Raw genomic sequence first — 7,917 nt, 5'->3', positions numbered from 1 at the left:
TGCCAAACCTACGCCGATTCCTCCCAATACACGGTAGAAATTGAATGCCACGAGCAAGGAATAGGAAGGAACACCATAGTCGAAGAAAAGGAATTCCGGGTAGTAGGAGCCCAATGCCGACAGAAAGAACAAGACGCCGGCTATGAAAAGAGAATTCTTACGTCCCAGATTGGATGCGAAGAATCCCGAAAGAGCACTACCGATGATACATCCGATAAGTGCACTGGAAGAGGTAATGCCGTGAATCGTATCTGTGTAGACAAAATCGGAGGCACCCATAAAAAATGCCTGAAGCCCTTTATCGGCACCGGATATGACTGCTGTATCGTAGCCGAAAAGCAAGCCCCCGATGACGGCTACCAGCACAATAGAGAAGAGGTAGAGTTTACTGCCTTTTTCTGTATAATTCATGATATTAATGATTAATGGTTAATGATTAGCGATTAATGATTAGCGATTAATGATTAATATTGAAACACCTCATGCGCAACTTATTAACCACTAATCACTAAACATTGATCATTATTAGCAGTACATATTCACGATTGCCTCATACAATTCCTGCTTGCCGCTGGTCTGTTTCGGCTCACCGTTGGCTTTTGCGTAAGCTACCAAATCCTCCAGCGTCAGTTTGCCATCTTCAAATTCCTTGCCTTTACCACTGTCGAAGGAAGCATAGCGGTCGGCCAGCATCTTCTTGTAAGGAGACTCTTCAAGCAGTTTGGCTGCACTTTCCAGTGCACGTGCCATCACGTCCATACCGGCGATGTGGGCAATGAAAATGTCTTCCAGGTCGGTGGAGTTGCGACGGGTCTTGGCATCGAAGTTTGTACCGCCATTGCCAAAGCCTCCGTTACGGATGATTTGCATCATTGCCTGGGTCAGTTCGAAGTTGTCAATGGGGAACTGGTCTGTATCCCAGCCGTTCTGGTAGTCACCACGGTTGGCGTCGATGGAGCCGAGCATACCGTTGTCTACGGCTACTGCGAGTTCGTGCTCGAAGGTGTGGCCCGCCAAAGTAGCGTGGTTCACTTCGATGTTCACCTTGAAATCTTTGTCCAGATTGTGAGCCTTCAAGAAGCCGATAACGGTTTCGGTGTCTACATCATACTGGTGTTTTGTAGGTTCCATCGGTTTCGGTTCAATCAAGAAGGTACCTTTGAAGCCGCGGGCACGTGCATAGTCGCGGGCGATGGTCAACATCTGTGCGAGGTGCTCTTTCTCACGCTTCTGGTCTGTATTCAGCAATGACATGTAGCCTTCGCGACCGCCCCAGAATACATAGTTTGAACCTCCCAGTTCGATAGTAGCGTCGATGGCGTTTTTGATTTGGATGGCGGCACGTGCCACAACATCGAAATCGGGATTGGTGGCTGCACCATTCATGTAGCGGGCATGGCCGAATACGTTGGCAGTACCCCACAACAGTTTGATGCCGGTTTCTGCTTGTTTCTGCTTGGCATACGCTACGATTTCCTTCAAGTTGGCTTCGTATTCTTCAATGGTCTCGGCTTCTTCGCAGAGGTCTACATCGTGGAAGCAGTAGTATTCGATACCCATTTTCTGCATGAATTCAAAGCCGGCGTCCATTTTGTTCTTGGCAGCCTGAACCTTGTCAGCCTCACCGTTCCAGGGGAATTTCTTTGTTCCGCCACCGAATTGGTCACCACCTTCTGCGCAAAGAGTGTGCCACCATGCCATGGCGAACTTCAGCCATTCGCTCATTTTCTTACCCATGATTACTTTATCGGCATCGTAATAACGGAATGCCATCGGGTTCTTGCTCTCTTTACCTTCGAATTTAATCTTTCCTATTCCGGGAAAATACTCTTTTGTTGCCATAAGAATTTAATGTTTTAATGTGAGAATGTGCCAATGACAGACACATTCATCACGGGGTTAATTATTAATTTATTGTTTTAACGTGCTAACGTTTTAATGTGCACATTAGCACATTACCCAGTGTTTCCAGCGCGCATATGCGTCGGCATAAGCCTGGCGGTCTGCCACTTTCGGCTCTATCACCTCGAGCTTCTCAAGCGTGGCAAATGCTTCGTTGTTGTCCTTGTATATGCCCACACCGATTCCGGCGCCTTTGGCGGCACCTACAGAGCCGTCGGTATCATACAGTTCGATGACAGCTCCCGTCACACCGGCCAATGTCTCGCGGAACAGCGGGCTGAGGAACATATTAGCCTTGCCTGCATGAATTTTCTGCACGGGAATGCCCATTTGTTCCATGATGTCGATTCCATATTTAAAGGAGAAAACGATGCCTTCCTGTGCTGCACGGACGATATGCTGTTTGCCGTGCTGGTTGAAGTTGATGCCATGAATGGAGCAGCCTATTTCCTTGTTCTCCAGCATACGCTCCGCACCGTTTCCAAAGGGCAGGATACTGATACCGGCACTGCCGATGGGGGCTTGTGCGGCCAGCAGATTCATATCGTTGTAAGAGATGCCTTCGGGAGCAACGGTGCGTTTTACCCATGAATTGAGGATGCCCGTACCATTGATGCACAGCAGAACACCCAGACGGGTTTGCCCGGCAGCATGGTTGACGTGTGCAAAGGTGTTGACACGTGACTTGGGGTCGTAGTTCACCTCACCGTTCACGCCGTATACCACACCGGACGTTCCGGCGGTAGAAGCAATTTCACCCGGATTGAATACATTCAGGGAAAGGGCATTGTTGGGCTGGTCGCCGGCACGGTAAGTGATAGGCGTACCTTCTTTCAGACCCAGCTCTGCGGCTGCAGCAGCATTGACGCGTCCCTGCTCGGAGAAAGTCGGTTTGATGTCGGCAATCAGAGAGGAGTCGAATCCATAATACTCCATCAGAAAATCAGCAACCCGGTTGTTCTTGAAATCCCAGAACATCCCTTCGGACAAACCGGACACCGTGGTACAGATGGTACCGCTCAACTTCATGGCGATATAGTCGCCCGGCAGCATTATCTTATGAATCTTTTCGTAAACGGAAGGCTCATTCTCCTTAATCCAAGCCAGTTTGGAGGCCGTGAAGTTGCCCGGAGAATTCAGCAAATGTGAAAGGCAAGTCTCCTCTCCCAATGTTTCGAAAGCCTTTTGTCCGTAGGGCACGGCTCTGGAGTCGCACCAGATAATGGCAGGACGCAACACCTGCTGGTTTTTATCTACACATACCAAGCCATGCATCTGATAAGAGATACCAATCGCCTTGATGTCTTCTGCGTTTACTCCGGATTCTGCCAATACAGCTTGTGTGGCCAGTTTCAAATTTTCCCACCAATTTCCGGGGTCTTGCTCTGCCCAGCCGGGCTTCACTGCGATAATTTCCGCTTCAGTCTTGGGGAAGAAGGCAGACGATACACACTTGCCGCTTTCCGCATTTACCAGACTCGCTTTTACAGACGAGCTGCCGATGTCATAACCTAATAAATACATTTCTATCAATATTAAAATGAAAGTGATATGAAGAATTTACAATCCGGCTACCGTCGGATTTTATTGTATATCTTTTTGTCGAAACGGTAGTAACGTGCCGCCCGGTGGGCCACGCCCTGCTGTTTTTCTTCCAGGGGGACGACATACTCCATCAAGGCAATTTTTTTATGGAAATTGCGTACGTCGTACTGCTTGTCATACACCAGTTCGTACAAAGTGCGAAGCTGGGATGCGGTGAACTTACGCGGCAACAAGTCGAACAGTGAAGACGGGTTGAACTCGACGTACTGGCGGACATAGGTAATGGCTTCCTTGATAATCAGGTTGTGGTCGAATGCCAGAGCCTTTATATCCGGCATGGCTACCCAACTGGCTTGATAATTGTCCAAATCACGGTTCAATGCGCGGTCTATCTTCACCAGGGAAAGATAGGCTATGGTGACAATACGCTCCACCCTGGACTGCATGGCACGTTCCAGCCAATGTACATCTCTGGGGTCTTTCGTACGGTTTTTTGAGCCGAATGCCTTGAATTGCATCAGATTGACGTTCTTCAGACCCGTCAATTCATTCAACACCCGTTTGGCAGCTTCATCCAAATCCTCATCCATGTAAATCAAACTTCCGGGAAGCTTCATATCATGAAAGATTTCTCCTTCTTCCTCTCCTGCACGCTTAATCAGCAGAACCTTTAGCTGTTCTCCGTCAAAACCAATCACTACACAGTCCACAGAGATATGATTGTTTGCCAACGGCGTTTTTTGTTCTATGTTTTGCATAATATATCTCGTTAAGCGCTGCAAATATAAATAGGTTTTTCTAATTTGCAATAAAGGAAAAGATTATTTTTATAATGTTATAAAGCATTATTTTTCAACTGAATACATATCTTACTTTATACAATATCATTTTCAGTTGTTATCGTATGGAATACAATATGTAATTTACAAGAATATACAAGAGGTCTAATTGTAGGAAGTACAATAAGGAGAAAGTGTTTCATTTATAAGTATTTCAGCCTCCGGATACCACAGAAGGCCCAAGCATACATATTGTATTTTAGCTTCCCTCCTTAAAGTAAGGGCATTGCACAAAAAACATCCGTTTGTGCGGTGAATATCAGAAAAACCTCTACCTTTGCAGCACTTTTTATTTAAACACTAAAAAACGAGTAAATATGAAAGCATTTGTATTTCCGGGTCAAGGTGCCCAATTCGTTGGCATGGGAAAGGACCTGTACGAAAATTCGGCATTAGCCAAGGAACTTTTTGAGAAAGCAAATGATATCCTCGGGTATCGTATTACTGATATTATGTTCAACGGAACAGATGAAGACCTGCGCCAGACTAAAGTTACCCAACCTGCCGTATTCCTTCATTCCGTTATTTCCGCCCTCTGCATGGGCGATGACTTTAAGCCGGAGATGACCGCCGGTCACTCATTGGGCGAGTTCTCTGCCTTGGTTGCTGCCGGTGCACTGAGCTTTGAAGATGGTCTGAAACTGGTGTATGCCCGTGCCATGGCTATGCAAAAGGCTTGTGAGGCACAGCCCTCCACTATGGCAGCCATTATTGCCCTGCCGGATGAAAAGGTTGAGGAAATCTGCGCTCAAGTAAGTGCTGAAGGTGAAGTTTGCGTGGCAGCCAACTATAACTGCCCGGGACAGATTGTAATTTCCGGTTCCATAGAAGGTATCAACAAGGCTTGCGAACTGATGAAGGCTGCAGGTGCAAAGCGTGCTCTGCCGTTGAAGGTAGGCGGTGCGTTCCACTCTCCGCTGATGAACCCTGCCAAAGTTGAACTGGAAGCAGCCATCAATGCAACAGAAATCCATGCTCCGAAGTGCCCCGTATATCAGAATGTAGACGCTATGCCTCATACTGACCCGGTAGAAATCAAGAAGAACCTGGTGGCTCAGCTGACAGCATCGGTACGTTGGACGCAAACAGTGAAGAACATGGTTGCCGATGGTGCTACGGACTTCACAGAGTGCGGTCCTGGTGCAGTGCTGCAAGGTCTTATCAAGAAGATTGCACCGGAAGCTACGGCTCACGGGATTGCATAATTCCTTAAATAGAATATTTTCAAGGCTGTCTTTCTTCAAATAGACAGCCTTTCTTGTTTTAATAGGCCATTTCCTTTATATTTGCCACTCACAACAAAATGGGATATATGGAAAAGATTACGGAGTTCAGAAATACCTTGGCAGTACCTATTCATAAGTTATCGATAGACTCTCTGGTACAAGAGGTATGCCTCTGCCCCGAGTATTTTGAAGATATATACCGATTGACATACGATGAAAAACAGACGGTGTCATGGCGGGCAATATGGGTATGCGAGAAATTGAGCGAAATCCATCCCGGCTGGTTCATCCTACTGTACGATGAAATCATTCAACGGCTGATAGACTGCACGCACGACGGTTCCAAACGTCTCTTATTATCTATACTGTATAATATTCCCATCCCTACTCCAATCTCCGTCGATTTGCTGAATTACTGCCTGGACCACATGCTATCTCCGCAAGAAAGCATAGGAGTGCAAGCCCTTTCCATCAGAATAGCCTATCTGCTTTGCAGGAAGGAGCCGGAACTGCTGCAGGAATTGCAACTGATACTGGAAAATACAGAGCTTGATTTTTATTCAACTGGAGTCAGAACCACTGTTCGGAATACGCTGAAAAAGATACGTGCCACAAAGGGGCGCGAGTAAACAAAAAGTAATCACTGAAATAAAAAGTACGTTCTTTTGTTTTTTATTTCCGATTTTCCCTTACCTTTGTTGCCGTAAAGACAAAGGGGTGCCCCGACGGGCTGAGATTATACCCTCGAACCTGATGCAGTTAGTACTGCCGTAGGAATTGGATATTTCTTTCTTCACTGAACTTGCCGTAAAGACGCTTCTTTGTATTTACTTCCATTTGTTTTATTTCTTAATGAACAGAAAAATGAAAGTATTGGTCAACAACAAGGAAGTGAAAACCGGCGCCACTACCCTTTCACAACTTATCGAGGAACTTGCCCTACCGATGCAAGGCATTGCCGTGGCCGTAGACAACCGTATTGTACTTCGCACGGAATGGACAAAATGCATCCTGAGGGAATACATGCCCATCATCATTATCAAAGCAGCTTGCGGAGGGTGAGGAAGATGAAGGACGAGAGACTGAAAAACGGAGGAATGCAGTTCATCACGCACTATACGGAACGATATTCGTATCTGGATGCTGCACGCATGGCTCTTGAGGGCGGTTGCCGCTGGGTGCAACTGCGCATGAAAGACACCCCGGTGGAAACGATAGAACCCGTAGCTTTGGAAGTGCAGGCCCTTTGCCGGCAATACGGTGCCACCTTCATCATTGACGACCATGTGGAACTGGCGCGAAAACTGCATGCCGACGGCGTACATCTTGGAAAGAAAGACATGCCCATAGCCGACGCACGCCGGATTCTGGGCGCGGAGTACATTATAGGCGGTACCGCCAATACTTTTGAGGATGTACTGCAACACTACAAAGCCGGTGCCGACTACATAGGCTGCGGCCCCTTCCGCTACACCACTACCAAGAAGAATCTGAGTCCGATATTGGGACTGGAAGGATATACAGCTATCATCCACCGGATGCAGGAGAAGGATATACACCTTCCGATAGTAGCCATCGGTGGAATAACCATAGCGGATATTCCAGCCGTTATGCAGACGGGGGTAAGCGGGATTGCCCTTTCGGGCACGGTACTGCATGCCGATAGTCCGGCAGATGAAATGAAAAGAATCATTTCTTTAATGGAGAATGAAAAATAAAGAATTAATATATGACGACTGATATGGAAAAATTAGTGATTGCGGGACGTGAGTTCAACTCCCGTCTGTTTTTAGGAACCGGAAAGTTCAATTCCGATGAAGTGATGGAGCAGTCTATCCTGGCATCCGGCACAGAAATGGTGACGGTAGCCATGAAACGCATTGAACTGGACAACAAGGAAGACAATATGCTGGTACACATACAGCATCCCGGTATCCAGCTTCTGCCCAACACCTCCGGCGTGCGCAATGCCGAAGAAGCTGTTTTTGCTGCACAGATGGCGCGTGAAGCTTTCGGCACGAACTGGCTGAAACTGGAGATACACCCCGACCCCCGCTATCTGTTGCCCGATTCTGTAGAGACGCTGAAAGCCACGGAAGAACTGGTCAAGTTAGGATTTGTGGTACTGCCCTATTGCCAGGCCGACCCCACACTGTGCAAGAGGCTGGAAGAAGCCGGTGCCGCCACCGTCATGCCGCTGGGTGCTCCTATCGGTACAAACAAAGGACTACAGACAAGGGATTTCCTGAGAATAATCATTGAACAAGCCAATATCCCCGTAGTGGTGGATGCCGGTATCGGTGCCCCGAGCCATGCGGCAGAGGCTATGGAAATGGGCGCTTCGGCTTGCCTGGTGAATACAGCCATTGCAGTGGCGGGCGACCCCGTGACCATGGCGGTAGCGT

General features: G+C 47.6%; 9 protein-coding genes and 1 riboswitch. Of the genes, 5 read left to right on the top strand and 4 right to left on the bottom strand.

Annotated features, from left to right (window positions below; genetic code table 11):
* The 4 genes from ABUA47_RS15190 to ABUA47_RS15175 form a co-directional block, all read right to left on the bottom strand.
* On the bottom strand, positions 1 to 411 hold a 411-nt coding region (locus tag ABUA47_RS15190; RefSeq protein ID WP_349831734.1), incomplete at its 3' end, for an MFS transporter.
* Between the two features lie 114 nt (positions 412 to 525).
* On the bottom strand, positions 526 to 1,842 hold the full coding sequence (gene xylA / locus ABUA47_RS15185; RefSeq protein ID WP_005825539.1) for a xylose isomerase: 1,317 nt from the start codon (positions 1,840 to 1,842) through the stop codon (positions 526 to 528).
* Positions 1,843 to 1,947: 105 nt separating this feature from the next.
* Positions 1,948 to 3,426 (bottom strand): xylulokinase, encoded by a 1,479-nt coding sequence (locus ABUA47_RS15180; RefSeq protein ID WP_035448507.1) that lies wholly within the window; start codon positions 3,424 to 3,426, stop codon positions 1,948 to 1,950.
* Positions 3,427 to 3,473: 47 nt separating this feature from the next.
* On the bottom strand, positions 3,474 to 4,205 hold the full coding sequence (locus ABUA47_RS15175) for an NUDIX hydrolase (RefSeq protein ID WP_034523179.1): 732 nt from the start codon (positions 4,203 to 4,205) through the stop codon (positions 3,474 to 3,476).
* A 398-nt stretch (positions 4,206 to 4,603) separates the two neighbouring features.
* Here ABUA47_RS15175 and fabD point away from each other — a divergent pair, with 398 nt between their 5' ends.
* From fabD to ABUA47_RS15150, 5 genes are all read left to right on the top strand, one after another.
* The gene (fabD, locus tag ABUA47_RS15170; RefSeq protein WP_005825542.1) at positions 4,604 to 5,491 is read left to right on the top strand and encodes an ACP S-malonyltransferase; all 888 of its coding nucleotides are present in this window, start codon (positions 4,604 to 4,606) and stop codon (positions 5,489 to 5,491) included.
* Between the two features lie 107 nt (positions 5,492 to 5,598).
* On the top strand, positions 5,599 to 6,141 hold the full coding sequence (locus ABUA47_RS15165; RefSeq protein ID WP_005837107.1) for a hypothetical protein: 543 nt from the start codon (positions 5,599 to 5,601) through the stop codon (positions 6,139 to 6,141).
* Between the two features lie 74 nt (positions 6,142 to 6,215).
* A riboswitch (TPP riboswitch) is annotated at positions 6,216 to 6,306 on the top strand.
* A 70-nt stretch (positions 6,307 to 6,376) separates the two neighbouring features.
* Positions 6,377 to 6,574: a sulfur carrier protein ThiS gene (thiS, locus tag ABUA47_RS15160; protein WP_005837106.1), complete on the top strand. Its 198-nt coding sequence runs from the start codon at positions 6,377 to 6,379 to the stop codon at positions 6,572 to 6,574.
* A 5-nt stretch (positions 6,575 to 6,579) separates the two neighbouring features.
* A complete protein-coding gene (locus ABUA47_RS15155) occupies positions 6,580 to 7,230 on the top strand; it encodes a thiamine phosphate synthase (RefSeq protein WP_009038436.1) in 651 nt (216 codons plus the stop codon).
* 23 nt (positions 7,231 to 7,253) lie between these two features.
* The coding region (locus tag ABUA47_RS15150; RefSeq protein WP_349831733.1) for a thiazole synthase at positions 7,254 to 7,917 on the top strand (664 nt) is incomplete at its 3' end.

The organism is Bacteroides sp. RTP31139st1_H2_RTP31139_211217 (assembly GCF_040227615.1).
GTDB lineage: Bacteria > Bacteroidota > Bacteroidia > Bacteroidales > Bacteroidaceae > Bacteroides > Bacteroides uniformis.
This window is presented reverse-complemented; position numbering and strand designations above follow the sequence as displayed.

What these genes read in the sequence shown, in the direction of transcription:
- xylA (WP_005825539.1), bottom strand. Translation starts at nt 1,842, where the DNA reads ATGGCAACAAAAGAGTATTTTCCCGGAATAGGAAAGATTAAATTCGAA.
- ABUA47_RS15180 (WP_035448507.1), bottom strand. Translation starts at nt 3,426, where the DNA reads ATGTATTTATTAGGTTATGACATCGGCAGCTCGTCTGTAAAAGCGAGT.
- ABUA47_RS15175 (WP_034523179.1), bottom strand. Translation starts at nt 4,205, where the DNA reads ATGCAAAACATAGAACAAAAAACGCCGTTGGCAAACAATCATATCTCT.
- fabD (WP_005825542.1), top strand. Translation starts at nt 4,604, where the DNA reads ATGAAAGCATTTGTATTTCCGGGTCAAGGTGCCCAATTCGTTGGCATG.
- ABUA47_RS15165 (WP_005837107.1), top strand. Translation starts at nt 5,599, where the DNA reads ATGGAAAAGATTACGGAGTTCAGAAATACCTTGGCAGTACCTATTCAT.
- thiS (WP_005837106.1), top strand. Translation starts at nt 6,377, where the DNA reads ATGAAAGTATTGGTCAACAACAAGGAAGTGAAAACCGGCGCCACTACC.
- ABUA47_RS15155 (WP_009038436.1), top strand. Translation starts at nt 6,580, where the DNA reads ATGAAGGACGAGAGACTGAAAAACGGAGGAATGCAGTTCATCACGCAC.